The organism is Streptomyces sp. NPDC046716, assembly GCF_040645755.1.
Taxonomy (GTDB): domain Bacteria; phylum Actinomycetota; class Actinomycetes; order Streptomycetales; family Streptomycetaceae; genus Streptomyces.
Genome location: NZ_JBEYYU010000030.1, coordinates 18,497 through 42,272 on the forward strand (window position 1 = coordinate 18,497; position 23,776 = coordinate 42,272).

General features: G+C 71.3%; 22 protein-coding genes. 10 read left to right on the top strand and 12 right to left on the bottom strand.

The annotated features are described in order from the left end of the window. Nucleotides 1-91: 91 nt before the first annotated feature. The 6 genes from ABZ930_RS22465 to ABZ930_RS22490 all read right to left on the bottom strand — a co-directional run bounded on the left by ABZ930_RS22465 (nt 92) and on the right by ABZ930_RS22490 (nt 6,286). Nucleotides 92-1,129 (bottom strand): LacI family DNA-binding transcriptional regulator, encoded by a 1,038-nt coding sequence (locus ABZ930_RS22465; RefSeq protein WP_361550392.1) that lies wholly within the window; start codon nt 1,127-1,129, stop codon nt 92-94. Further along, entirely contained in the window at nt 1,122-1,442 is a 321-nt protein-coding gene (locus tag ABZ930_RS22470) for an L-rhamnose mutarotase (RefSeq protein ID WP_361550394.1), read from the bottom strand. The genes ABZ930_RS22465 and ABZ930_RS22470 overlap by 8 nt, the downstream gene beginning before the upstream one ends. A 9-nt stretch (nt 1,443-1,451) precedes the next feature. After that, nucleotides 1,452-2,537: a rhamnose ABC transporter substrate-binding protein gene (rhaS, locus tag ABZ930_RS22475; RefSeq protein WP_361550396.1), complete on the bottom strand. Its 1,086-nt coding sequence runs from the start codon at nt 2,535-2,537 to the stop codon at nt 1,452-1,454. Between the two features lie 60 nt (nt 2,538-2,597). Beyond that, nucleotides 2,598-3,617 (bottom strand): ABC transporter permease, encoded by a 1,020-nt coding sequence (locus tag ABZ930_RS22480; RefSeq protein ID WP_361550398.1) that lies wholly within the window; start codon nt 3,615-3,617, stop codon nt 2,598-2,600. Beyond that, nucleotides 3,610-4,665, bottom strand: coding sequence for an ABC transporter permease (locus ABZ930_RS22485; protein WP_361550400.1), 1,056 nt, complete (start codon nt 4,663-4,665; stop codon nt 3,610-3,612). The genes ABZ930_RS22480 and ABZ930_RS22485 overlap by 8 nt, the downstream gene beginning before the upstream one ends. Nucleotides 4,666-4,774: 109 nt before the next feature. Next, nucleotides 4,775-6,286: a sugar ABC transporter ATP-binding protein gene (locus ABZ930_RS22490; RefSeq protein ID WP_361550402.1), complete on the bottom strand. Its 1,512-nt coding sequence runs from the start codon at nt 6,284-6,286 to the stop codon at nt 4,775-4,777. A 365-nt stretch (nt 6,287-6,651) separates the two neighbouring features. Between ABZ930_RS22490 and rhaI the strand changes: the two genes are divergently transcribed. The 7 genes from rhaI (at nt 6,652) to ABZ930_RS22525 (ending at nt 15,732) form a co-directional block, all read left to right on the top strand. Further along, complete coding sequence (gene rhaI / locus ABZ930_RS22495) at nt 6,652-7,818, top strand: L-rhamnose isomerase (protein WP_361550404.1); 1,167 nt, start codon at nt 6,652-6,654, stop codon at nt 7,816-7,818. 66 nt (nt 7,819-7,884) lie between these two features. After that, the gene (locus ABZ930_RS22500; protein WP_361550405.1) at nt 7,885-9,924 is read left to right on the top strand and encodes a bifunctional aldolase/short-chain dehydrogenase; all 2,040 of its coding nucleotides are present in this window, start codon (nt 7,885-7,887) and stop codon (nt 9,922-9,924) included. A gap of 199 nt (nt 9,925-10,123) precedes the next feature. Continuing rightward, complete coding sequence (locus tag ABZ930_RS22505) at nt 10,124-11,566, top strand: rhamnulokinase family protein (RefSeq protein ID WP_361550407.1); 1,443 nt, start codon at nt 10,124-10,126, stop codon at nt 11,564-11,566. Between the two features lie 84 nt (nt 11,567-11,650). Then, nucleotides 11,651-12,424, top strand: a complete 774-nt coding sequence (locus tag ABZ930_RS22510; protein WP_361550409.1) for a (Fe-S)-binding protein — start codon at nt 11,651-11,653, stop codon at nt 12,422-12,424. Next, a complete protein-coding gene (locus ABZ930_RS22515; protein WP_361550411.1) occupies nt 12,421-13,899 on the top strand; it encodes a lactate utilization protein B in 1,479 nt (492 codons plus the stop codon). Before ABZ930_RS22510 ends, ABZ930_RS22515 begins: the two co-directional genes overlap by 4 nt. Next, on the top strand, nt 13,896-14,546 hold the full coding sequence (locus ABZ930_RS22520; RefSeq protein WP_361550413.1) for an LUD domain-containing protein: 651 nt from the start codon (nt 13,896-13,898) through the stop codon (nt 14,544-14,546). The genes ABZ930_RS22515 and ABZ930_RS22520 overlap by 4 nt, the downstream gene beginning before the upstream one ends. 22 nt (nt 14,547-14,568) lie before the next feature. Beyond that, nucleotides 14,569-15,732: a betaine/proline/choline family ABC transporter ATP-binding protein gene (locus ABZ930_RS22525; protein WP_361550415.1), complete on the top strand. Its 1,164-nt coding sequence runs from the start codon at nt 14,569-14,571 to the stop codon at nt 15,730-15,732. Nucleotides 15,733-15,781: 49 nt separating this feature from the next. Here ABZ930_RS22525 and ABZ930_RS22530 read toward each other — a convergent pair whose 3' ends face one another. From ABZ930_RS22530 to ABZ930_RS22545, 4 genes are all read right to left on the bottom strand, one after another. Next, complete coding sequence (locus tag ABZ930_RS22530) at nt 15,782-16,969, bottom strand: FAD-binding oxidoreductase (protein ID WP_361550417.1); 1,188 nt, start codon at nt 16,967-16,969, stop codon at nt 15,782-15,784. Between the two features lie 89 nt (nt 16,970-17,058). Further along, on the bottom strand, nt 17,059-18,006 hold the full coding sequence (locus tag ABZ930_RS22535) for an ABC transporter substrate-binding protein (protein ID WP_361550419.1): 948 nt from the start codon (nt 18,004-18,006) through the stop codon (nt 17,059-17,061). Then, the gene (locus ABZ930_RS22540; protein WP_361550420.1) at nt 18,003-18,677 is read right to left on the bottom strand and encodes an ABC transporter permease; all 675 of its coding nucleotides are present in this window, start codon (nt 18,675-18,677) and stop codon (nt 18,003-18,005) included. The genes ABZ930_RS22535 and ABZ930_RS22540 overlap by 4 nt, the downstream gene beginning before the upstream one ends. Beyond that, nucleotides 18,674-19,357: an ABC transporter permease gene (locus ABZ930_RS22545; protein WP_361550547.1), complete on the bottom strand. Its 684-nt coding sequence runs from the start codon at nt 19,355-19,357 to the stop codon at nt 18,674-18,676. Before ABZ930_RS22545 ends, ABZ930_RS22540 begins: the two co-directional genes overlap by 4 nt. Nucleotides 19,358-19,546: 189 nt before the next feature. Here ABZ930_RS22545 and ABZ930_RS22550 point away from each other — a divergent pair, with 189 nt between their 5' ends. Continuing rightward, nucleotides 19,547-20,512: a pirin family protein gene (locus tag ABZ930_RS22550; RefSeq protein WP_361550422.1), complete on the top strand. Its 966-nt coding sequence runs from the start codon at nt 19,547-19,549 to the stop codon at nt 20,510-20,512. A 199-nt stretch (nt 20,513-20,711) separates the two neighbouring features. On the opposite strand, the gene ABZ930_RS22555 is transcribed toward ABZ930_RS22550, so the two are convergent. Beyond that, a complete protein-coding gene (locus ABZ930_RS22555) occupies nt 20,712-21,590 on the bottom strand; it encodes a LysR substrate-binding domain-containing protein (RefSeq protein ID WP_361550424.1) in 879 nt (292 codons plus the stop codon). A 91-nt stretch (nt 21,591-21,681) separates the two neighbouring features. Here ABZ930_RS22555 and ABZ930_RS22560 point away from each other — a divergent pair, with 91 nt between their 5' ends. Then, complete coding sequence (locus ABZ930_RS22560) at nt 21,682-22,281, top strand: nuclear transport factor 2 family protein (RefSeq protein WP_361550426.1); 600 nt, start codon at nt 21,682-21,684, stop codon at nt 22,279-22,281. Nucleotides 22,282-22,287: 6 nt separating this feature from the next. Further along, the gene (locus ABZ930_RS22565) at nt 22,288-23,283 is read left to right on the top strand and encodes an amidohydrolase family protein (RefSeq protein WP_361550428.1); all 996 of its coding nucleotides are present in this window, start codon (nt 22,288-22,290) and stop codon (nt 23,281-23,283) included. 27 nt (nt 23,284-23,310) lie between these two features. Here the strand turns inward: ABZ930_RS22565 and ABZ930_RS22570 are convergent, their stop codons facing one another. Beyond that, nucleotides 23,311-23,772, bottom strand: coding sequence for a DUF3237 domain-containing protein (locus ABZ930_RS22570; RefSeq protein ID WP_361550430.1), 462 nt, complete (start codon nt 23,770-23,772; stop codon nt 23,311-23,313). Between the last annotated feature and the right edge of the window lie 4 nt (nt 23,773-23,776).

Genomic DNA, 23,776 nt, shown 5'->3' on the forward strand with positions numbered 1-23,776 from the left:
CGCCCAGGGGAGGCTGCGCGCAGCGCATGCCTTCAGGGGCGCGGGGAACTGCGCGACCAGCCCCCACCGGAGCCGCACCCACCCGACCGCCTCAGCCAACCCCCCGGCTGGACCCCCGCACCACCAACTCCGGCCGCAGCACGACATGCTGATGCCGATGTTCAGCGGCCCGCTCCCCGGTCTCCTGGAGCAACAGTTCGGCCGCGATCGTGCCCAGGGTGAGCGCAGGCTGACGCACCGAGGTGAGCGGCACCGTGGCGGCCGCCGCGAACTCGATGTCGTCGTAGCCGACGATCGACATGTCCTCGGGCACCCGCACTCCGGCCGCGTACAACGCCTGGAGCACCCCGAGCGCGAGAAGGTCGTTCGCGCAGAACACGGCGGTCGGGCGCGGAGCGAGCCCGAGGAGGCGAGCCCCCGCGTCGCGGCCGGCGGCCACGTCGAGGCGTTCGGTGGGCAGTTCGCGCAGCAGGGTCGACGGCAGCCCCGCCTCGGCGAGCGCCTTGTGGGCGCCCTCCCTGCGGTCCTGCACCTGGCGCAGGTGCGGCGGCCCGCTGACGTACGCGAGGGAGCGGTGGCCCCCCGCGACCAGATGGCGCAGCGCGAGGGCGCCGCCCGACACGTCGTCGACGGCGACGGAGCAGCCCTCCTCGTCGCCGGCGACCCGGTCCACGACCACGTACGGGATGCCGTGCCGCCGGAAGTCGCGCAGGGTGCTGCCGCTGGGGTCGGCCGGGGTGATCAGCGCGCCCCGCACCCGCTGCTCGGCGAAGAGGGAGAGGTATTCGCTCTCCTCCGCCGGGTCCTGGCCGCTGTTGCAGACCATGACGCCGAGCCCGGCGTCGCGCGCGGCGCGCTCGGCGCCGCGCGCGACATCGACGAAGAACGGGTTGCCCATGTCGAGCACGAGCAGGCCCATCATGCGGCTGCGCCCCGCGCGCAGCTGACGGGCGTACTCGCTGCGGACGTAGCCGAGGCGGGCGATGACCTGCTGGACGTGCCGCCGGGTCGCCTCGGAGACCCGGTGCGGCTGGTTGAGGACGTTGGAGACGGTACCCACGGAGACTCCCGCGACGCGCGCCACGTCCTTGATGCCTGCCGTGGACCGGCGGCCCGGCCGCTCAGGCAAGGTGGAAGACCTCGGTGAGCGGCCGCATCGCGGCGTCCGGTGCCTGCCCGTCCAGTTCCTCGAAGAAGGAACCCATCTCGGCCTGCCAGCGGGCGTTGACGTCCGTGGCGTCCATGGCGGCCCGGGCCCTGTCGAAGTCCTCCGTCTCCAGGTAGCCGACGAGCAGTCCGTCGTCCCTCAGGAAGAGGGAGTAGTTGTGCCAGCCGGTGGCGGTCAGGGCGTCCCGCATCTCCTGCCACACGTTCTCGTGGCGGGCGCGGTACTCGTCGATCCGGTCCGCCTTGACCTTGAGCAGAAAGCAGACGCGCTGCATCGACACTCCTCAGAACTTGAACTGGTCGATGTTCGCCTTGTCGAAGACGGTCGGCTTGCCGAGCGAGACGACACCGTCCTTGCCGATGGTGAACTCGCCCATGTCACCGGCCTTGTACGTCTCGCCCTCCTTGCCGGTGATCTGGCCGGACTGCAGGGCGACGGCGGTGTGCGCGGCGAGCGCGCCCAGCTTGGCCGGGTCCCACAGCTCGAACGCGTCGACGGTGCCGTTCTTGACGTAGGCCCGCATGTCGTTCGGGGTGCCGAGGCCGGTCAGCTTGACCTTGCCCTTGTACTTGGAGCCGGACAGGTACTGGGCGGCGGCCTTGATGCCGACGGTGGTCGGGGAGATGATCCCCTTCAGCTTCGGGTGCTCCTGGAGCAGGCCCTGGGTCTGCTGGAACGACTTCTGGGCGTCGTCGTCGCCGTAGGCGGTCTTGACGAGCTTGATGTCCTTGTACTCGGGCTTCTTCAGCTCGTCCTTCATGTAGTCGATCCACGTGTTCTGGTTGGTGGCCGTCTGGGCCGCCGAGAGGATCGCGATCTCGCCCTTGTTGCCGATCTGCTTGGCGATCTGCTGGACCTGGGTGCGGCCGAGGTCCTCGGCGGAGGCCTGCGAGACGAACACGTTGCGGCAGTCGGCCTTGGTGTCGGAGTCGTACGTGACGACGCTGACACCGTTCTTCATCGCCTGCTTCAGCGCGGTGCACAGGGCGCCCGGGTCCTGCGCGGAGACGGCGATGCCGTCGACCTGCTGCTGGGTGAGGGTGTTGACGTAGGAGACCTGGCCGGAGGTGTCGGTGCCGCTGCTGGTGCCGACCTCCTTGTACGTCGAGCCGAGCTCCTGGAGGGCCTTCTTGCCGCCGTTGTCGGAGGTCGTGAAGTACGGGTTGTTGACCTGCTTGGGCAGGAAGGCGACCGTGAGGCCCTTCTTGGTGGCCGCGTTCGGGTCGGCCTTGCCCGCGGCGTTGGACTTGACCGACTCCTTGTTCGCGTCGTCCTTCGTGGTGCCGCCGCAGGCGGTGGCGCCGACGACGAGGGCGGTGGTGACGGCGAGCGCCGCGGTGAGCCGGCGGGTTCGGGCGGTGACGGACATGAGGGTTCCTTAGCGCTGGTGTGGACGGGACGGACGTGCGAGGAGCGAGGGGGCAGCGGGTCAGGTGGCCGCGGGCGCGGGCGGTGGCGCCGCGGCGGTCCTGCGGCGGGCCCTGGTCTGGGCGATCTGCCGGCCGACGCGCGGGGCGAGGACGGAGATCACGAGAAGGACGCCGGTGACGACGATCTGGGACTGCGAGGAGACGTTGAGCAGGCTCATCACGTTCTGCAGCGAGCCGAGCAGGAAGACACCGGCGATCGCGCCGCCGAGAGTGCCCTTGCCGCCGTCGAAGTCGATGCCGCCGAGGAGGACGGCGGCGATGACGGACAGTTCGAGGCCGGTGGCGTTGTCGTAGCGGGCGCTGGCGTAGTGCAGGGCCCAGAAGACGCCGGTGAGGGCGGACAGCAGGCCGGTCGTCACGAACATGGACAGCTTGAGGCGCTTGACACGGACGCCGGCGAACCGGGCGGCCTCCTCGTTGGCGCCGATCGCGAACAGCGAGCGGCCCACGCGGGTGGCGTGCAGGACGACGACGGCGACGGCGAGGAGGATCACGAACGGCAGCGCGGCGTACGGGATGAACGTGTCGCCGAACCGGCCCGCGCCGAAGTCCAGGTACTGCGAGGGGAAGTCGGTGACCGAGTCGGAGCCGAGGACGATCTGCGCGATGCCGCGGTAGGCGGCCATGGTGCCGATGGTGACGGCGAGGGACGGCAGCCCGAGGCGGGTCACGAGCAGGCCGTTGACCAGGCCGCAGACGACGCCGAGCAGCAGACAGACCGGGATGATCGTCTCGATGGCCATGCCGTTGTTCCACAGGGCGCCCATGACCGCGCCGGACAGACCGGCCGTGGAGCCGACCGACAGGTCGACCTCGCCCGAGATGACGAGCATCGTCATGGGCAGGGCGATCAGGGCGATCGGCAGGGTGTTGCCGATCAGGAACGACACGTTGAGCGCGTTGCCGAAGTTGTCGACGAACGAGAACGAGCAGAGCAGCAGCACGATCAGCAGGGCGCCGACGGCGGTGTCCCAGCGCACCACGCTTCTCAGGGATTCAGCCTTGAAGGTGTCACGCATGGCGGGCGCTCCTCATCTGTGCGGCCTGCTTGCGGAGCACGGCGGCGACGCGCAGGGCCAGGATCCGGTCGACGGCGATGGCGAGCAGCAGCAGGACGCCGTTGATGGCGGTGACCCAGACGGAGCTGACGCCGATGGCGGGCAGCACGCTGTTGATGGAGGTCAGCAGCAGGGCGCCGAGAGCCGCGCCGTAGACGGTGCCGGAGCCGCCGGTGAAGGCGACGCCGCCGACGACGACGGCGCTGACGACGGTGAGCTCGTATCCGTTGCCGGTGCCGGAGTCGACGTTGCCGAAGCGGGCCAGGTAGAGGGCGCCGGCGAGTCCGGCGAGCGCGCCGCACAGCACGTAGGCGGTCATGATGCGCTTGCGGACGGGGATGCCGGCGAGGTTCGCGGCCTCGGGGCTGGAGCCGAGCGCGTACATCTCCCGGCCGCTGCGGAAGCTGCGCAGGTAGTAGCCGACGCAGAGCAGCACGGCGAGGGCGAGCAGCGCCAGGTAGGGCACGACCCACAGGCCGTCGTGGCCGAAGTCGACGAAGCCGTCGGGCAGGTCGGCGGCGACGATCTGTTCGGAGCCGACCCAGATGGAGTCGATGCCGCGGACGACGTAGAGCGTGCCGAGGGTGACGACGAGGGCGGGCACCTTGCCGAGGCTGACGAGCGCGCCGTTCAGGGCGCCGAACACGGCACCGATGACGACGGCGTAGACCACGGCGATCAGCGAACTGCCGCCGCCCTGAAGGTAGTTGCCCGCGGCGAAGGCGGAGATGCCGAGCACCGAGCCGACGGACAGGTCGACGTTGCGGGTGATGACGACGACGGCCTGGCCGGTGGCGACGAGGACGAGGATGGTGGCGTTCAGGAGCAGGTCCTTGACGCCCTGTTCGGACAGGAACTCGGTGTTGGACAGCTCGGTGGCGAGCAGCATCACCACGAGCACGCCGGCCACGGCCAGCTCGCGGGCCTTGAACACCTTGTCGATGAAACGCCGTCCGGCAGTGGACGCGGGCACGGCGTCTTCCCGCACAGATGGGGCGGTTACGGTCATGATCCAGCCACCTCAAGGGAGCTCAGGGGCGCGGGGAACTGCGCGAGCGACCACGCACTGGGCGCACCCGCCGACGAACGGACGCCCCCCGACGGCGATACGGCGAACATCACGCGGCCCTCCCCGTGGCAGCGGCCATGACGGACTCCTCGCTGGCCTCGCTCCGCGAGAGTTCGGCGGCGAGCCGCCCCTCGTGCATGACGAGCACCCGGTCGGCCATGCCCAGTACCTCGGGCAGGTCGGACGAGATCATCAGCACGGCGACGCCTTCGGCGGCGAGCGACGACAGGAGGCGGTGCACCTCGGCCTTGGTACCGACGTCGATGCCGCGCGTCGGCTCGTCCACGATGAGTACCTGCGGTCCGGTGGCCAGCCACTTGGCGAGGACGACCTTCTGCTGGTTGCCGCCGGACAGGGTGCCGACGACATCGGCGAGACGCGCGTACTTCACCTGGAGCTTGACCGCCCAGTCCAGCGAGCGGCTGCGCTCCGCCCTGCGGTTCATCAGGCCGGCCCGGCTGGTGTCGGCGAAGCCGGTGAGTCCGATGTTGCGCTCGATGGACAGGTCCATCACCAGGCCCTGGGCGCGCCGGTCCTCGGGGACGAGGGCGAGGCCCGCGTGCATGGCGAGGCTCGGGGCGCCGGGTTTGAGCTTCTTGCCGAGCACCTCGACCTCGCCGCCGTCGAAGCGGTCGACGCCGAAGACGGCGCGGGCGACCTCGCTGCGGCCGGCGCCGACGAGTCCGGCGAGGCCGACGATCTCGCCGCGGCGGACCTCGAAGGAGACGTCGGTGAAGACGCCCTCGCGGGTCAGCCGGCGCACGCTGAGGGCGACTTCGCCGAGTTCGGTGTCCTGCTTGGGGTAGAGCTCGTCGAGGTCGCGGCCGACCATGCGGCGCACGAGGTCGTCCTCGCTCAGCCCGTCGAGCGGTTCGCTGCTCACCCAGGCGCCGTCGCGCAGGGTGGTGACCCGCTGGCACAGCTCGAAGATCTCTTCCAGGCGGTGCGAGATGAACAGCACGGCGGCGCCCTGCTCGCGCAGGGTCCTTACGACGCCGAAGAGGCGGGCGACCTCGCTGCCGGTGAGGGCGGCGGTCGGCTCGTCCATGATCAGGACGCGGGCGTCGAAGGAGAGCGCCTTGGCGATCTCGACGAGCTGCTGGTCGGCGATGGACAGACCGCGGGCGGGCTGGTCCGGGTCGAGTTCGACGCCGAGCCGCTTGAAGAGCGCGGCCGTCGCCTCGTTGACCGCGCGGTGGTCGACGCGGCCGAGGGAGCGGCGCGGCTGGCGGCCCATGAAGATGTTCTCGGCGATCGACAGATCGGGGAAGAGCGTCGGCTCCTGGTAGATGACGGCGACGCCGGCGTCCCGGGCGTCGGCGGGGTTGTGGAACTCCACCGGCGCGCCGTCGAGCAGCACCCTCCCGGTGTCCGGCCGGTGCACCCCGGCCAGGGTCTTGATCAGCGTCGACTTGCCCGCGCCGTTCTCACCGGCCAGGGCGTGCGCCTCGCCGGGGTACAGGCGCAGGCCGACGCCGCGCAGGGCGCGTACGGCGCCGAAGGACTTGCTCACCTCCTCCAGCGCGAGGACCGGAGTCGTCTCCGGTTCGGGATGCGTCATGACATGTCTCCGTGGGTCTGCGAGAGGGGGTGGACCGGTGCCGTGCCGCGTGCACGAGCGGTGGCCGAGGGCATCGGACGGACGTCCCGGCCATCCGGCGTGAAATGTTTCAGTGAAGTTGCCCGGAAGCTAGCCCCGCCCCGGCGAAGAGGTCAAGAGGTACGGGCCAGAGGGATCGTACGACGTGCGACACGATTGCGTAACGCAGTTGACCTCACGCGCGACCTCTTGACGGCCGCCGCCCCCGGGGCTAACTTCCCCACCGAAGTGAATCGATTCACGCACCATGGCTCACGATTTCCCGCTCCTCGCCCATGCCCGCTCCGACCGGCGGCATGCGGCTACCCGCGCACTCAGAGGTGGACATGCCTGACATCGCTGCCGTGAAGGCCGCACTCGCCAACCAGCGGATCGAGACACCGTCCTGGGGCTATGGCAACTCCGGCACCCGGTTCAAGGTGTTCGCCCAGGCCGGCGTGCCACGCACCGCCCGGGAGAAGCTGGACGACGCGGCGAAGGTGCACGAGTTCACCGGCATCGCCCCGAAGGTCGCGCTGCACATCCCCTGGGACACGGTCGACGACTACGCGGCGCTCGGCGCGTACGCGAAGGAGCGCGGCCTGGAACTGGGGGCGATCAACTCCAACACCTTCCAGGACGACGACTACAAGCTGGGCAGTGTCTGCCACCCGGACCCGAAGATCCGCCGCAAGGCCGTGGAGCACCTGCTGACCTGCGTCGACATCATGGACGCGACGGGGTCGAAGGACCTGAAGCTGTGGTTCGCGGACGGCACCAACTACCCCGGCCAGGACGACATCGTGGCCCGCCAGGACCGCCTCGCCGAATCGCTCGCGGCCGTCTACGAGCGGCTCGGCGACGACCAGCGGATGCTCCTGGAGTACAAGTTCTTCGAGCCGGCCTTCTACGCGACGGACGTGCCGGACTGGGGCACCTCCTACCTCCAGTGCGTGAAGCTGGGCGACAAGGCCCAGGTCGTCGTGGACACCGGCCACCACGCGCCGGGCACCAACATCGAGTTCATCGTCGCGCTGCTGCTGCGCGAGAAGAAGCTCGGCGGCTTCGACTTCAACTCCCGCTTCTACGCCGACGACGACCTGATGGTGGGCGCCGCCGACCCGTTCCAGCTGTTCCGGATCCTGTTCGAGGTCGCCGGGAACGGCGGCTTCGACCCGGCGACGAACGTGGCGTTCATGCTCGACCAGTGCCACAACATCGAGGCGAAGATCCCGGCGGTCATCCGCTCCGTGATGAACGTGCAGGAGGCGACGGCGAAGGCGCTGCTCGTCGACCGCGAGGCGCTGCGCGCGGCGCAGGCCGCGGGTGATGTGCTGGCGGCCAACGCCGCGCTGATGGACGCCTACAACACCGACGTACGGCCGCTGCTCGCCGAGTGGCGCGAGGAGCGGGGCCTCAACCCCGACCCGGTCGCCGGATACGCGGCCTGCGGGTGGCAGGAGCGGATCGTGGCCGAGCGGGTGGGCGGCGAACAGGCGGGCTGGGGCGCCTGAGCCCTGCCCGGCCCCGTCATCGACGGCACCCGACTCCCCTCCTCTCCGCAACCTCTAGGACCTTTCATGGCTGTGCATCCTGAAGTCGCCGCTCTGCTGGAGCGCTCCAACCGGCTCGGCGCCGATCCCCGCAACACCAACTACGCCGGCGGCAACACCTCCGCGAAGGCGCTCGCCCCCGACCCGGTGACCGGCGGCGACGTCGAGCTGATGTGGGTGAAGGGCTCGGGCGGCGACCTGGGCACACTCACCGAGACCGGCCTCGCCGCGCTGCGCATCGACCGGCTGCGCGCGCTGACCGAGGTGTACCCGGGCGTGGAGCGCGAGGACGAGATGGTCGCCGCGTTCGACTACTGCCTGCACGGCAAGGGCGGCGCGGCGCCCTCCATCGACACGGCCATGCACGGTCTGGTGGACGCCGCCCACGTCGACCACCTGCACCCCGACTCCGGTATCGCGCTGGCCTGCGCCGCGGACGGGGAGAAGCTGACCGCGCAGGTCTTCGGCGACAAGGTGGTGTGGGTGCCGTGGCGTCGGCCCGGCTTCCAGCTCGGCCTGGACATCGCCGCCATCAAGGCCGCGAACCCGCAGGCGATCGGCTGCATACTCGGCGGCCACGGCATCACCGCGTGGGGCGACACGACCGAACAGTGCGAGGCGAACTCCCTGTTCATCATCCGTACCGCGGAGACGTTCCTCGCCGAGCACGGCAAGGACGAGCCCTTCGGCCCGGCGATCGACGGGTACGCGGCGCTCGACGCGGCCGGGCGGCGGACACGGGCCGCCGCGCTCGCCCCGCTGATCCGCGGGCTGGCGTCCACGGACCGCCCGCAGGTCGGCCATTTCGACGACTCCGCCCCGGTGCTGGACTTCCTCGCCTCCGCCGAGCACCCGCGGCTGGCCGCGCTCGGCACCTCCTGCCCCGACCACTTCCTGCGCACGAAGGTCCGCCCGCTGGTCCTCGACCTGCCGCCGACGGCCGAACTCGACGCCGTGGCAGCCCGGTTGAAGGAACTGCACGCCGCCTACCGCGAGGAGTACTCCGCCTACTACGAGCGCCACGCGAGCCCCGACTCCCCCGCGATGCGCGGCGCCGACCCGGCGATCGTCCTCGTCCCCGGCGTCGGCATGTTCTCGTTCGGCAAGGACAAGCAGACGGCGCGCGTGGCGGGCGAGTTCTACCTCAACGCCGTCAACGTGATGCGGGGCGCCGAGGCGGTCTCCACGTACGCGCCGATCGAGGAGTCGGAGAAGTTCCGCATCGAGTACTGGTCCCTGGAGGAGGCCAAGCTCCAGCGGATGCCGAAGCCCAAGCCGCTCGCCACCCGCGTGGCCCTGGTGACGGGTGCGGGCAGCGGTATCGGCCGGGCGATCGCCCACCGGCTCGCGGCCGAGGGCGCGTGTGTCGTGGTGGCCGATCTGAACGCCGACGGCGCGGCCACGGTCGCCGGGGAACTGGGCGGCACCGACAGGGCGATCGCGGTGGAGGTGGACGTCACCTCCGAGGAGCAGATCGCCGAGGCGTTCAAGGCCGCCGCGCTCGCCTTCGGCGGTGTCGACCTGGTCGTCAACAACGCCGGCATCTCCATCTCCAAGCCACTGCTCGAGACCACCGCCAAGGACTGGGACCTCCAGCACGACATCATGGCCCGTGGCTCCTTCCTCGTCTCCCGCGAGGCGGCCCGGGTGATGAAGGCCCAGGGCATGGGCGGCGACATCGTCTACATCGCCTCCAAGAACGCGGTCTTCGCGGGTCCCAACAACATCGCCTACTCCGCCACCAAGGCCGACCAGGCCCACCAAGTACGGCTCCTCGCGGCCGAGTTGGGCGGTGACGGCATCCGCGTCAACGGCGTCAACCCCGACGGGGTCGTGCGCGGCTCCGGCATCTTCGCGGGCGGCTGGGGCGCGCAGCGCGCGGCGACGTACGGCATCGAGGAGGAGAAGCTCGGCGAGTTCTACGCCCAGCGCACCCTGCTCAAGCGGGAGGTCCTGCCCGAACACGTCGCGAACGCCGTGTTCGCCCTCACCGGCGGGGACCTCACCCACACCACGGGCCTGCACGTCCCGGTGGACGCGGGAGTGGCGGCCGCCTTCCTGCGCTGACCCGGACACGCCCCGCCAGGGGCGCGGGGAACCGCGCGAGCCACCACGACGCACCCGCACACGAACACGATCCGCAAGGGGGTCCGGGGGCAGCCCCCGGTTCGGGAACGGGAAGGGGAGGCGGGGGCGACCTCACACGCCCCCGACCTCAGCCCACCCGTCCCCGCTACCGTCCCCAGCACCACCCCGGAGCCCACACATGCCCGAACTCCCCTACGCCGCGATAGACCTGGGCGCATCGAGCGGCCGCGTCATGACCGCCCGGGTCACCCCGGACACCCTCACCCTGACGGAGTCCCACCGCTTCCCCAACCGGCCGGTCCGCACCGGCGACGCCCTCCAGTGGGACATCCTCGCCCTGTACGCGGGCGTCCTCGACGGGCTGCGCGCGGCGGGCCAGGTGCGCTCCCTCGGCATCGACAGCTGGGCCGTCGACTTCGGCCTGCTCGACGCCGACGGGCGGCTTCTCGGCAACCCGTTCCACTACCGCGACACCCGTACGGAACAGATCGCGGAGCGGGTCTGGGCGACGGTCCCGCCGTCCGAGCTGTACGCGGCCACGGGCATCCAGTACGCGCCCTTCAACACCCTCTACCAGCTCGCGGCGGCCCGCGACACCGTCCAACTCCGTTCGGCCGAGCAGCTGTTGCTGATCCCCGACCTGCTCACGTACTGGCTCACCGGCCGGGCGGGCACCGAGCTGACCAACGCCTCCACCACCCAGCTCATCGACCCGGGCACCGGGGACTGGGCGCACGGCCTGGCGGCCCGCGCGGGCATCGACCTCGGGCTCTTCCCCGCCCTGCGCCGCCCGGGCGACCCGGCCGGTGAACTTCTGCCGCACGTCCTGGAGGAGACCGGCCTGACCGGTCCGGTCCCGGTGACGACGGTCGCCTCCCACGACACGGCGTCGGCGGTCGTGGCGGTGCCGGCCACCACCCCGCACTTCGCCTACATCTGCACCGGGACCTGGTCCCTCGCGGGCCTCGAACTGACCGCGCCCGTGCGCTCCGAGGAGAGCCGCGCGGCCAACTTCACCAACGAACTCGGCATCGACGGCACGGTCCGCTACCTGCGCAACATCATGGGCCTGTGGCTGCTCCAGGAGTGCCAACGCGACTGGGGGGAGCCGGATGTGACCGCCCTCCTCGACGCCGCGGCGCGGGCGGAGCCGCTGCGGTCGGTGGTGGACGCGGGCCACAGCGACTTCCTGGCGCCCGGCGGCATGCCCGGCCGGATCGCCGCCGCCTGCCGGGCGACCGGCCAGCCCGAGCCGCGCACCCGCGCCGAGACGACCCGCTGCATCCTCGACTCGCTCGCCCTCGCCCACCGCCGGGCCGTCATGGACGCGGCACGGCTCGCGGACCGCGAGGTCGACGTCGTGCACATCGTCGGCGGCGGGGCCCGCAACGCCCTGCTGTGCCAGCTCACCGCCGACGCCTGCGGCCTGCCGGTGGTGGCGGGTCCCGCCGAGGCGGCGGCGCTCGGCAACGTCCTCGTGCAGGCGCGCGCCGACGGCGTCGTGGGCGATCTCGCGGCGATGCGGCAACTCCTCGCCAGTACCCAGCCGTTGACCCGGTACGAGCCGCGCGGCGATCGTGCGGCATGGACGTCCGCGCACGTCCGGGTCACCACCTCGTGACCGGGCGCCGCCGACCACGTACGCTGCACGCATCCGCTGTACCCATCCGATGACCGAGCCGCACCGACAACTGAAGGGGCCACGATGCGTGTCGCGCTCTTCCTGACCTGCGTCAACGACACGCTGTACCCGGATACGGGCCGTGCCGTGGTGAAACTGCTGACCAGACTGGGCGTGGAGGTGGACTTCCCGGCCGCCCAGACCTGCTGCGGGCAGCCGCACTACAACACCGGGTACCGCCGCGAGGCCGAGCCGCTGGCCCGCCATTACTCCGATGTCTTCGGGCCGGGGATCGCCTCCGGTGATTACGACGCAATCATCACGCCGTCCGGTTCGTGCGCGGCGATGGTGCGCGAGCTGTACCCGCGCATGGGGGAACGGGCGCGCGCGGAGGGCCGTGGCGACCGCCTCGCGGCGACCCTCGCGCCGGTGATCCCGAAGACGTACGAGCTGACCGAATTCCTGGTGGACGTGCTGGGCGTCACCGATGTGGGCGCGTACTACCCGCACAAGGTGACGTACCACCCGACCTGCCACGGCCTGCGCTCGCTCGGCCTCGGCGACCGCCCCACCCAACTCCTCAGAGCGGTCGAGGGACTTGAGCTGGTGGAGCTGCCGGGGGCGCAGGAGTGCTGCGGCTTCGGCGGCACCTTCGCCGTGAAGAACTCCGACGTGTCGGCGGCGATGGGCACCGACAAGGTCCGCAACGCGGAGTCGACCGGCGCCGACACGCTCTGCGCGGCCGACAACTCCTGCCTCATGCACATCGGCGGCACCCTGTCGCGCCTAAAGGTCGGCATGCGGCCGGTGCACATCGCGGAGATCCTGGCGAGCACGGAGGAGGACCCCCTGTCATGAGCGGCACTTTTGTCGGCATGCCCGCCTTCCCGAAGGCCGCGCACGACGCCGTACGGAACACCACCCTGCGCGCCAATCTGCGGCACGCCACCCACACCATCCGCGACAAGCGGGCCCGCGCCGTCGCCGAGCTCGACGACTGGGCGCTGCTGCGCGAGGCCGGCAAGCAGATCAAGGACCACACGCTGCGCCATCTGGAGCACTATCTGGTCCAGTTGGAGGAGTCGGTCACGGCGGCGGGCGGCACCGTCCACTGGGCCGCCGACGCCGACGAGGCGAACCGGATCGTCACCCGGCTCGTCCGCGACACGGGCGAGACGGAGGTCGTCAAGGTCAAGTCGATGGCGACCCAGGAGATCGGCCTCAACGAACACCTGGAGGCCGAGGGCATCCACGCGTACGAGACCGATCTCGCCGAGCTCATCGTGCAGCTCGGCGACGACCGCCCCTCGCACATCCTGGTCCCCGCCATCCACCGCAACCGCGGCGAGATCCGCGACATCTTCGACAAGGAGATGGGCCGCTGGGGCCGCCCGGCCCCGGACGGACTCACCGACACCCCGGCCGAACTCGCCGAGGCCGCACGGCTGCACCTGCGGGAGAAGTTCCTGCGCGCCAAGGTCGGCGTCTCGGGCGCCAACTTCATGGTCGCCGAGACCGGCACCCTCGTCGTCGTCGAGTCCGAGGGCAACGGCCGGATGTGCCTGACCCTGCCCGAGACCCTGATCTCGGTCGTCGGCATCGAGAAGATCGTGCCCACCTGGCGCGACCTGGAGGTCTTCCTCCAGACCCTGCCCCGCTCCTCGACGGCCGAGCGGATGAACCCGTACACGTCGATGTGGACGGGCACCACCGACGGCGACGGCCCGCAGACCTTCCACCTCGTCCTGATCGACAACGGCCGCACCGACACCCTCGCCGACGAGGTCGGCCGCCAGGCGCTGCGCTGCATCCGCTGCTCCGCCTGCCTCAACGTCTGCCCCGTCTACGAGCGGGCGGGCGGCCACGCCTACGGCTCGGTCTACCCCGGCCCCATCGGCGCGATCCTCAGCCCGCAACTGCGCGGCACCGCGAGCGACATCGACGCCTCGCTGCCCTACGCGTCCTCGCTGTGCGGCGCCTGCTACGAGGTCTGTCCCGTCGCCATCGACATCCCCGAGGTCCTCGTCCATCTGCGCGAGCGGGTCGTGCAGGGCGGCGAGGTGACCCGGCGCGGCACCAAGGTCACCCTCAAGCCCGCCAAGGGGCACGCGGCGGAGCGCGCCGCGATGCGCGCCGCCCGCTGGACCTTCACCCACCCGGCTGTGCTCGCCACCGGCCAGCGCCTCGCCTCGCGCACCCGCCGCTTCCACCCCCGGACGATCCCGGGCCCCGGAAAGGCGTGGACGGCGACCCGGGATCTCCCGGAGGTGCCCGCGGAGCCCTTCCGCGACTGGTGGCAGCGGACGAACGGCGGAAAGGAAGCGGGCAAGTGAGCAGCAGCAGGGACGTGGTCCTGGGCCGGGTGAGGCGGGCGCTCGGCGGCCCGGCCGGCGAACCGGTGTCGTACGACACCGACATCGACCGGAACTATCTGCGCGAGCACGGCGAGCGGACCGTGGAGCAGACGGTCGACCTGCTCGCGAAGAACCTCGCGGACTACCGGGCGATCGTGCACCGCACGGACTCCGAGGAGCTGCCGTACCTGATCATGCGGCTCCTCTCCGCTCGCGGGCCGGAGACCGTGCTGGTCCCGCCGGGGCTGCCGCCGGAGTGGATGTCCGCCGCCGACCCGCCGCGCATCCACGACCGGGCGGTCAGCACAGCCGCGGAACTGGACCGCGTCGAGAGCGTGGTCACCGGCTGCGCGGTCGCGGTCGCCGAGACGGGCACCATCGTCCTCGACGCCTCCCCCGACCAGGGCCGACGCCGGATCACCCTCGTCCCGGACCATCACCTCGTGGTCGTCCGGGTCCCGGACCAGGTCGTGTCCGCCGTCCCGCAGGCCCTCGAACGGCTCGACCCGACGCGCCCGCTGACCTGGATCTCGGGACCGTCCGCGACCAGCGACATCGAGCTGGACCGGGTCGAGGGAGTGCACGGACCGCGCACCCTCGAGGTGATCCTGGTGAGCGGGGACTGAGCGGCGCGGTTAGCGTGACTGCATGATCCGGTTCGATCAGGTCACCAAGCGGTACGCGGACGGCACGACGGCGGTGGACGGCCTCTCCTTCGAGGTCGCCGAGGGCGAACTGGTCACGCTCGTCGGTCCGTCCGGCTGCGGCAAGACCACGACGATGATGATGGTGAACCGGCTCATCGAGCCGACGTCGGGCCGCATCTACGTCGACGGTGAGGACATCTCGACGGTCGACCCGGTGAAGCTGCGCCGCCGCATCGGCTACGTCATCCAGCAGGTCGGCCTCTTCCCGCACCGCACGATCCTCGACAACACCGCGACCGTCCCGGCCCTGATCGGCTGGAAGAAGGCCAAGGCACGGGCGCGCGCCGCCGAACTGCTCGATCTGGTGGGTCTGGACCCGTCGACGTTCGGCGGCCGCTATCCGGAGCAGCTCTCCGGCGGCCAGCGGCAGCGGGTGGGCGTCGCCCGCGCGCTCGCGGCCGACCCCCCGGTCCTCCTCATGGACGAACCGTTCGGCGCGGTCGACCCGGTGGTGCGCGAACAGTTGCAGGACGAGTTCCTGCGGATGCAGGCGGCGGTGCGCAAGACGGTCCTCCTCGTCACGCACGACATCGAGGAGGCGGTCCGGCTCGGCGACCGGATCGCGGTGTACGGGCAGGGGCGCATCGAGCAGTTCGACACCCCCGGCGCGGTCCTGGGCACGCCCGCGACGCCGTACGTCGCCGAGTTCGTCGGCGCGGACCGCGGTCTGAAGCGGCTGTCGGTGACCCGGATCGAGCCGGACGACCTGGAACAGCCCGCGGTGGCCCGGCTCGACGAGTCGGCGGTGCAGGCGGCCGCCGGGATGCGGGAGGCGGGCGCCCGCTGGGCGGTGGTGCTGGACGCCGGGGGCGATCTGCACGGCTGGGTCGGGCTCGACGAGGCCGCGCTGGCCGGGCAGGACGGCCGGGTCGCCGATCTCGCGCACCGGATGAACGCCTGGGTTCCGGTCGGCGCCCCGCTCAAGCAGGCGTTCGGTGTGATGCTCCAGCACGACGCGGGCTGGGTGGCGGTCCTCGACGGCTCCCGATTCCTCGGGGTGCTGACCCCGGCGAAGCTGCACGAGGCGCTGCGCCGGTCGGTCGACGCCGACGCGCAGGGGGTCGGACGGGACGAGGTGACGTTCGACTCGGTCGCGGACGCGTGAACCCGCCGGACCGGGTGCCCGCGCCCCGGCACCGAGGGCAACCCTCACCCTAAACTTCAGCTTGAGCCTTGGCCTCGTGGCGGGCTGCCGGACGGGCTCCTCGCCGGTCCATGGCCCGCAGGTTCTCGTCCTCCACGCCCTCGGCGACCGTCCGGTCCGGCCGGTAGCCGGCCAGCTCGGATGCGGACGCTCCGCCGGTGATCTCCCCTGCGGCGAGCCGGCCGAGGACGGGGGCCAGGGTGACCCCGCTGTGCGACACCAGGTGGTAGAGACCGGGCGCCCCGGGCACCTCGCCCACCAGGGGCAGGCCGTCCAGGGGTACGGGTCTGACCCCGATCCGGGCGTCGACGATCCCCGCGCCCGCGACGCCCGGGACGACTGCGCGGGCGCGCCGGTGCAGTTCCTCCGGAAGCCCGTCGACGGCGCCCCGCAGCCGCCCGTCGACCTCCCAGGACAGCGCGAGCACCCCGCCGTCGGCGGTGGGCCGCAGGTCGAGGCCGGGGACGGAGAGGATCGCGGTGAGCGGGCGGCCGGGCAGCGGCCCGCTGGTCGCGATCAGGCCCGGTACCCGTCGCAGGGGCAGCGCCACCCCGGCCAGGGCGGCGACGCGGTCGGCGCCGGGGCCCGCGCAGTTGACGACGGCGTCGGCGTGCCAGGTACGCGCGCCCGCCCGGACGCCCGTGACCCGCTCCCCGTCACGCGGCAGCCCGGTCACCGGTGTCGCGTAGTGCGTCTCGACGGTGCCGAGGCGGGCTGCGGCGTCGAGCAGCGCGCGCACGAACCGGGGCGCGTCGAACCAGGCCGCGTCACCGTGCACGACGATCTCGTCTGTGGGGCAGGCGGCCGGGTCGACGGCGGGGACGAGGTCGCGCAGCGCGGAGACCGGCGCGAGTCGGCAGTCGCGGCCCCACTGCCGGGCCCTCGACGTCCTCTCGCGCAGCGCCCGCCGTCCGTCCTCGTCGTCCGCCCACTGCACGTGCGGCACCGGATGGCGCCAGCCGGGCCCGCCGATCTCCTCGGCGAGCCGCAGGTGCCCCTCGGATCCCTGCCGGTTCAGCCGGTAGTACGCGTACGGGGTCTTGAGATGGGTGACGTCGGCGGCGAAGGTGGCGCCGGAGGTCCCGGCCGCGGGTCCCGGCGCCTGCTCCACGAGGACGACGTGGGCGCCCGCGCGGGCCAGGTGGTAGGTGACACAGGCGCCGAGCACGCCCGCGCCGACGACCACGACTCGATTCATCGGTGACCCCCGTTTCCGGTGCTCGAGGAGGGGAGGGTGGCTGTTCCGCGTTCCCCGGTCCGGTCACCGCACACCCGCCTGATACCGGTCTACTTCAACAGCCCCTTGTCTTCCAGATAGGTGCGCGCGACATCTTCGGGCAGCCGCCGCCAGCTGTCGACCTGCTGGTTGAGGGAGGCCAGGTCGTCCGTCGTGAGTACGGAGTTGAGGGCGCCGAGCGCCTTGGCGACCTTGTCGCTGCCCGCCCTGGAGCGGTTGACGACGGGCACGATGTAGTCGGCGTTCTGGAGGTGCTTGTCGTCGTCGAGGAGCACGAGCCCGAAGTCGGTGAGCGTGGCGTCGGTGCTGGTGGTCAGCACCATCTGGTCCTGTCCGTTCTGCACGGCCTGCTTGGACGGAGTGGTGCCGACGCCCTTGGGGTCGACGCCGGTGATGTCGATCCCGTAGACCTTCTTCAGCCCTGGTTCGCAGTACGGGCGTTGCACGCACTCGTCGCCCGCGGCGAGCCGCACCTTCAGTCCGGAGGCGCCGAGGTCGCTGAGCGTCTTGAGGCCGTGCTCCTTCGCGTACGCGGCGGTGACGGCGAAGGCGTTCTGGTCGACGGCCCGGCCGGGGTCGAGGACCATGAGGCCGCGGGGTGCGGCGAGGGTGCGCAGGGCTTTCATCGTGGCGTCGAGGTCGGGCGAGCCGACCGGATCGGCGTCGGCGCCGTGCGTCTTTGCGTTGAGCCAGTCGGCGAAGGTCGCGGCGTACTCGGGGACGACATCGATCTGCCCCGCTTCGAGGGCGGGTTCGTACAGCTCGCGGTTGGCGACGGACAGGATCTCGGTCCCGTACCCGGCGTTCTTCAGCAGCAGGGAGTACATGTTGGCCAGCAGGTCGCTCTCGGTGAACCCGGCCGATCCGATCACGAGATGGCTGCTGTCCCCCGGCGGCGCGGTCACCTCGCCCTGGTTCTCCAGGGAGGGCCCGCCGCCGCACCCGGCGAGCAGCACCATCCCCGCCACCAGCGCGACACACCACCGCAGGCGCTTCATCCGGCCCTCCCCCGCGTCCAGGCCGGGGCGAGCCGTTCGGCGATCTCGAACAGTCCCTCCACGATCAGCGCGAACCCGGCGACGAGCACCGCGCCGGCGACCACCTGCGGGGTGCTGGCGAGATTGAACCCGGCGGTGATGATCCGCCCGAGCCCGCCGCCGCCCGCGAGGGCGGCGATGGTCGCGGTGGCGACGAGCTGTACGGCGGCGATCCGCACCCCGTTCATGATCATCGGCAGGGCGAGCGGCGCCTCCACCTTCCACAGCATCTGCGGCCCGGTCATGCCCATGCCCCGCGCGGCCCGGACGACGCCGCGGTCCACGCCGCGCATGCCCACGTACGCGTTGGTGAGCAGCGGCGGCACGGCGAACAGGACGAGGGCGACGACGGTCGGCCCTTCCCCGTACTGCCCGAGCGGAGTGAGCAGGAGCAGGACGAGCACGGCGAACGTGGGTACGGCCCGCCCCACGTTGGAGATGTTCACGGCGAGCGCCCCGCCCTTGCCGAGGTGCCCGAGGACGAGCGCGACGGGCAGGGCGATAAGACAGCTCACGACGAGGCAGACGAGCGTCAGCACCAGATGCTGCTCGAGCCGGTGCCAGATGCCGTCGTCGCCCGACCAGTGGGCGGAATCGGCGAGCCAGTTCCAGGCGTCGGTGAGGGTCTTCACGCGGATCCCGCCCTCGTCCAGGGGGTGAGCAGCCGCCCGAGCCAGAGCAGCAGCAGGTCGGCGGCGATCGCGATGACGACGCACAGCACGGACGCGGTCAGCACCTGTGCCTTGAAGTACGTGTTCATCCCGGAGTAGATGAGGTTGCCGAGCCCGCCGTACCCGACGATGGCGCCGACGGTCACCAGGGACACGGCCGACACGGTGGCGATGCGCAGTCCGGCCAGGGCGGCGGGCAGCGCGAGCGGCAGTTCGACGGTGAGCAGCAGCCGTACGGGTCCGTAGCCCATGCCCCGGGCGGCCTGCCGGGTCTCCTCGGGGACGGCGCGGAGCCCGGCGAGGATGTTCCGCACGAGCAGGGTCAGCGAGTACAGCACGAGCCCGGCGACGACGAGGGTCGCGGACAGCCCGTAGGCGGGTAGCAGCAGCGAGAACATGGCCAGGGACGGGATCGTGTAGAGCACGGTCGTCAGGGCGAGCACGGGTCCGGCGGCCCATCCCCAGCGCCGGGCGACGACGGCCAGCGGCACGGCGATGACGAGCGCGATCGCGACGGCCACGACGGTGATCTGCAGATGCTGGAGCACGGCGTCCAGGAGGATGTGCCGGCGCGTGCTCAGGTATTCGCCGCAGATCCAGTCGTTGCGGGCGAGACAGTCGTCCGGCGGCGCGCCGGACACCGCGGTCGTCGCCGGCACTGCGATCACGAAGGGCACTCGACCATTCCAGTGGCAGGGGTGTGACTTGGCGCGCTGGAATGGCCCGTACGGGCGGTACGCGTCTGGCCTGTGGGGCGCCGGGAGGGCCCGGGTGGGCGATTTCCCGCCGCTCGACTGACGCGGCTCGGCGGCGGGGCTAGGTTGTCCGGCATGAGCAATCTTGATCGCGCGGCGGTTCCCACGGTGTGCGGCGGCCGCGGCTTCGTCGTGGCGGAACCGGTCCGCGAACTCCTCAGTCCGCGACAGGTGCGGCTGGGCGAGACCACCGAGGTGCGCCGGCTGCTGCCGAACCTGGGCCGCCGGATGGTCGGGGCCTGGGCGTTCGTCGATCACTACGGGCCGGACGACATCGCCGACGAGCCCGGGATGCAGGTCCCGCCGCACCCGCACATGGGCCTGCAGACGGTCTCGTGGCTGCACGAGGGAGAGGTCCTGCACCGCGACTCGACCGGCAGCCTGCAGACGATCCGCCCCCGCGAACTGGGCCTGATGACGTCGGGCCGCGCGATCTCCCACTCGGAGGAGTCCCCGGCGTCCCACGCCCGCTTCCTCCACGGCGCCCAGCTGTGGGTCGCCCTCCCCGACGCGCACCGCCACGTGGACCCGCGCTTCGAGCACCACGCGGCCCTCCCGACGGCGACGGCCCCCGGCCTCACCGCGACCGTCGTCCTGGGCTCCCTCGACGGCTCGGTCTCCCCCGGCACGACGTACACCCCGATCGTGGGCGCGGACCTGTCCCTCGCCGACGGCGCCGACGTCCGCGTCCCCCTGGAGCCGGACTTCGAGTACGCCGTCCTGTCAATGTCGGGCGAAACCCACGTCGACGGCGTCCCGCTCCTCCCCGGCTCGATGCTCTACCTCGGCTGCGGCCGCACCGAACTCCCGCTGCGCGCCGCGTCGGACGCGGGGCTGATGCTGCTCGGCGGGGAGCCGTTCGAGGAGGAGTTGGTGATGTGGTGGAACTTCATCGGCCGCAACCAGGCCGAGATCACGCAGGCGCGGGAGGACTGGATGAGCGGGTCACGGTTCGGGGAGGTGAAGGGGTATGACGGGGAGCGGTTGGATGCGCCTGAGCTGCCGCCTGTTCCGCTTACACCGCGAGGTCGAGTGCGCTGAACGACCTGCCCTCGGCACAACGCGATCGCTCAGCCAGGGTGTCAAGCAGGGCGCACTGGCCCAGGACGTCACCGAGCGGGGCGCCTCGACCCTGCGGTGCAAGGGCTCCGACGAGCTGCTCCCGGTCGGGCTCAGCTTCAAGACTGCGTGATCCGGACGGTCCGCCCTCCCTCCGGTGGATGCGGGCGGATCGGTCGGCTCACGCTCCCTCGCCCCGATGCCAGGAGCGGACGAACGCACGGACCGGGCCGGCGAGTTCGTCGGGGCGGCTGAGCGTCAGCACCTCTACGTCGGCCGCCATGTCACGCAGGGGCCGGTAGACGAGATCGGGCAGTCCGATGCGTTCCGTGGCGGCCGGGACGACTGCCACGCCGACGCCCGCCGAGGCCAGCACGAGCGCGCCGAGGGTGCCCGTCACCCGGTGAACGCGCGTACGCTGCTCCGCCCCCAGGTGGTCGAGCACGCTCTCGTCGTTCTCGTCGGCCGCGTACACGACGAGGTTCTGCCCCTCCAGATCGGCGGGGCCGACCGAGGTGGCGGTCGCGAGTGGGTGATCGTGGCGTACGGCGATCGACAGGGTCGTGCGCATGCCTCGCCGCACCACGAGGTCGTCCACGTCGCCCAGCCCGTTGTCGGGGCTGTATCCGATGTCGAGCGTGCCGTCGCGCAGTCCCTGCACCTGTGCGGCGGGCGGCACTTCACTCACGTGCAGTTCCACCCGCGGATGCGTCAGGTGGAAGCGGTGCAGGTCCGTGGCCAGAGTGCCTTCCAGCACGGCGATTCCGGAGAACCCGATCCGTACCGCGCCGGTCTCGCCCCTGACCGACTGCCGGGCGACGTCCATGGCCCGGTCGGCCTGCGCCAGCGTGCGTCGCGCCTCGACGAGCAGCAACTCGCCCGCCTCCGTCAGTTCGACCCGGCGGCTGGTGCGGGCGAAGACCGGGCCTCCCACCTCGCGCTCCAGCGCCTTCACCTGGGTGCTCAGCGTCGACTGTGTGACGTGCAGGCGCGCCGCCGCACGGCCGAAGTGGCTCTCCTCGGCGACCGCCACGAAATAGCGCAGGTGACGAAGTTCCACGCGACCTCTCCGATTCTCTGATCGTTCACAGCGAACAATAGATCAGATCTATCAATTGGACCTATCGATTCCGAGGTCGGAGACTATGGATATGCCTAGAACACCGACACTCCAGGACCGTCAGGACATCGCCGACCTCATGACCGGCTGGATCCATCGTGATCTGGGGCAGTGGGACCGGCTGCGCGGCCTCTTCCACCCGGGCGCCCGGATCGAGATCACCTGGTTCGAGGGCGCGGCTTCGGACTTCGTCGACGCGTCCGCGCGCATGGCCACCACCGACCTGCGCACCAAGCACCTCATCACCGCGCCGTCCGTGACGTTCTCGGACGACGGCACCCGGGCGGTCGGCGAGACCAACGCGGTCATCGTCGCCGAGAACAGCAGCCTCGACCTGGGCTGCAACGGCCACAACCGGTTCATCGACCGGATCGAGCGCCGGGACGGTGTCTGGCGGATCGTCGACCGCAAGAGCGTGTACGACTTCGCCACGTTCACCTTCCCGGCCGGGATCACGGAGATCGACGCCGAGGTGGTGGCCAGGTACCCCCGCGAGTACGGCGCGTTGGCCTACGTACTCGACCAGAGCGGGTTCCCCGTCGAGCGCACCTTCGCGACCCGGGGCAGCGAACTGGAACGCGGCATCAAGGAGTCGGCCTTCGCCTGGCTCTCCGCAGAAGCCGGAGCGTGACGCGCCATGAAGCTGATCACCATCGAGGAGCACACGCTCGACACCGCGGTGGCAAAGGCCTCGGCCGGGCGCGCGACGGAAGTGAGCCCGCACTTCGGGACGGCGTACTCGCCGGCCAGCGGACTGCCCTACTGCCCCACCCCCGAGGAGTTGGAGGACCTCGACGCGGGACGCATCGCCGACATGGACGAGCACGGCATCGACATGCAGGTGCTGTCCAACCTCACCACCCAGTTCCTGCCCGCCGGCGTAGCGCCCGAACTGGTGCGAGGAGTCAACGACCGGCTGGCGGCAGCCGTCGGACGCCACCCCGACCGCTTCGCCGCGTTCGCCTCGCTGCCCACGTCCGCCCCGGACCGGGCGCCGGCCGAACTGAAGCGCGCCGTAGAGGAACTCGGCCACGTCGGCACACTCATCCACGGCCGCACCGACGACGAGTTCCTGTCAGCCGAACGCTTCGACCCCATCCTGCGGACGGCGGCCGAACTGAGGGTCCCGATCTATCTCCACCCGGCCCCGCCCACCCGTGGCACCAGCGCGGTCAACTACGAGGCGGGCCTCGATCCCGTGGTCGCCACGCGGTTCGCCACCGCCGGATGGGGGTGGCACAACGAGTCGGGCATCCACTTCCTCCACCTCGTACTCAGCGGAGCACTGGACCGCTACCCGGACCTCCAGTTCGTCCTCGGGCACTGGGGCGAGATGGTCCCCTGGTTCCTGGACCGACTCGACGAGGCACTGCCCCAGCGCGCGACGGGACTCGACCGGACCATCGGCGACTACGTGCGCCAGAACGTGTACTACACGCCCAGCGGGATGTTCACGACACCGCACCTGCGCTTCTGTACCGACGTCCTGGGCACCGACCGAATGATCTACTCGGTCGACTACCCCTTCGTCGGCAACGAGGGCGCCCGCGGCTTCCTGGAGGAGTGCGACCTGCCCACGGAAGCCAAGCTCGACATCGCCCACCGCAATGCCGAGCGGCTCCTGGGCGTGTAGCGGGCTGAGCCCTCCTCGTGCGCGCGCCTACCGCACCAGGTACATGCGGATGGCCACCGACCGTTCGTCGTCGGACCTGGCGAGGCCCACGAAGACCGATGCGGCGAGCCAGCGGTGGGCCGGGGCGTCGGTTCGGAACACGGGGGACGTGCGGTAGTAGATCCCGGCGTGCGACACCTGGAGTTCGTCGTCGTACTGGTCGGGGCTGTCGGAAACCTCGAGGTAGTAGCCGCGGTTGACGATGTCGATGACGGCACCGTCATCGGCCTCTATGAGGTAGCGCGCGTCGAGCTGGCAGACGCGGCCGCGCGTACTGCTCCAGTCACCGCCGCCGGGCAGGACCCGTCCGCGCAGCAGTGGGCCGTCCACGCTGCCGCCGGTGATCGGGGTGAACTCGGTGGCTTCGCCGTCACCGTGCCCGATGTGCAGGGACGGGTCGAGCTCGGCCCGGATCTCGAAGGCGAAGGCGAGAAAAGGAGTACTGGACATGGTG

Excerpts from the sequence above, each read along its gene's own strand:
- ABZ930_RS22470 (WP_361550394.1), bottom strand. The coding sequence starts at position 1,442 with ATGCAGCGCGTCTGCTTTCTGCTCAAGGTCAAGGCGGACCGGATCGAC.
- rhaS (WP_361550396.1), bottom strand. The coding sequence starts at position 2,537 with ATGTCCGTCACCGCCCGAACCCGCCGGCTCACCGCGGCGCTCGCCGTC.
- ABZ930_RS22480 (WP_361550398.1), bottom strand. The coding sequence starts at position 3,617 with ATGCGTGACACCTTCAAGGCTGAATCCCTGAGAAGCGTGGTGCGCTGG.
- ABZ930_RS22485 (WP_361550400.1), bottom strand. The coding sequence starts at position 4,665 with ATGACCGTAACCGCCCCATCTGTGCGGGAAGACGCCGTGCCCGCGTCC.
- ABZ930_RS22490 (WP_361550402.1), bottom strand. The coding sequence starts at position 6,286 with ATGACGCATCCCGAACCGGAGACGACTCCGGTCCTCGCGCTGGAGGAG.
- rhaI (WP_361550404.1), top strand. The coding sequence starts at position 6,652 with ATGCCTGACATCGCTGCCGTGAAGGCCGCACTCGCCAACCAGCGGATC.
- ABZ930_RS22500 (WP_361550405.1), top strand. The coding sequence starts at position 7,885 with ATGGCTGTGCATCCTGAAGTCGCCGCTCTGCTGGAGCGCTCCAACCGG.
- ABZ930_RS22505 (WP_361550407.1), top strand. The coding sequence starts at position 10,124 with ATGCCCGAACTCCCCTACGCCGCGATAGACCTGGGCGCATCGAGCGGC.
- ABZ930_RS22510 (WP_361550409.1), top strand. The coding sequence starts at position 11,651 with ATGCGTGTCGCGCTCTTCCTGACCTGCGTCAACGACACGCTGTACCCG.
- ABZ930_RS22515 (WP_361550411.1), top strand. The coding sequence starts at position 12,421 with ATGAGCGGCACTTTTGTCGGCATGCCCGCCTTCCCGAAGGCCGCGCAC.
- ABZ930_RS22525 (WP_361550415.1), top strand. The coding sequence starts at position 14,569 with ATGATCCGGTTCGATCAGGTCACCAAGCGGTACGCGGACGGCACGACG.
- ABZ930_RS22530 (WP_361550417.1), bottom strand. The coding sequence starts at position 16,969 with ATGAATCGAGTCGTGGTCGTCGGCGCGGGCGTGCTCGGCGCCTGTGTC.
- ABZ930_RS22535 (WP_361550419.1), bottom strand. The coding sequence starts at position 18,006 with ATGAAGCGCCTGCGGTGGTGTGTCGCGCTGGTGGCGGGGATGGTGCTG.
- ABZ930_RS22550 (WP_361550422.1), top strand. The coding sequence starts at position 19,547 with ATGAGCAATCTTGATCGCGCGGCGGTTCCCACGGTGTGCGGCGGCCGC.
- ABZ930_RS22560 (WP_361550426.1), top strand. The coding sequence starts at position 21,682 with ATGCCTAGAACACCGACACTCCAGGACCGTCAGGACATCGCCGACCTC.
- ABZ930_RS22565 (WP_361550428.1), top strand. The coding sequence starts at position 22,288 with ATGAAGCTGATCACCATCGAGGAGCACACGCTCGACACCGCGGTGGCA.
- ABZ930_RS22570 (WP_361550430.1), bottom strand. The coding sequence starts at position 23,772 with ATGTCCAGTACTCCTTTTCTCGCCTTCGCCTTCGAGATCCGGGCCGAG.